This window comes from Saccharothrix sp. ST-888, from assembly GCF_000955975.1.
Taxonomy (GTDB): domain Bacteria; phylum Actinomycetota; class Actinomycetes; order Streptomycetales; family Streptomycetaceae; genus Kitasatospora.
In genome coordinates, this window is record NZ_JYJF01000782.1 from 1 (window position 1) to 325 (window position 325).

At 70.5% G+C, this 325-nt stretch carries 1 protein-coding gene; it reads left to right on the forward strand.

Annotated elements, in window-relative coordinates; translation table 11 throughout:
- Window positions 1–23 precede the first annotated feature (23 nt).
- Window positions 24–325: hypothetical protein (locus UK12_RS34565; RefSeq protein WP_156179158.1), on the forward strand; the 302-nt coding region annotated here is incomplete at its 3' end.

A 325-nucleotide genomic window follows, 5' to 3' on the forward strand; every position in this document is an offset into this window, starting at 1 on the left:
ACAGGCCCAGCATCCCGATCCGCATGTGCTTCACCGGGCTGGGCCGGCTGCTGGTGTCCCCGGTCACCCCCGCCATGATCACGGTCGACCGGGAGTCGACCCGCAACCTGATCGGCGGGGCCACCGTCGTGATGGGGATGGGGCTGACATGGACGCGATCGGGGCGGACGGCGCTGGTGCGGCTCGGCGTGCTGGTGCTGGGGGGGCTGGGGGAGGTGCTGCTGTTCCTCAGCGACAGGTCGTGCTTCTTCGAGTCGATGACGATCCTGGCGAGGATGTTCGCCGGCACCGCGATCCGCCGGATCGCGGCCGCCCAGTACCAGGG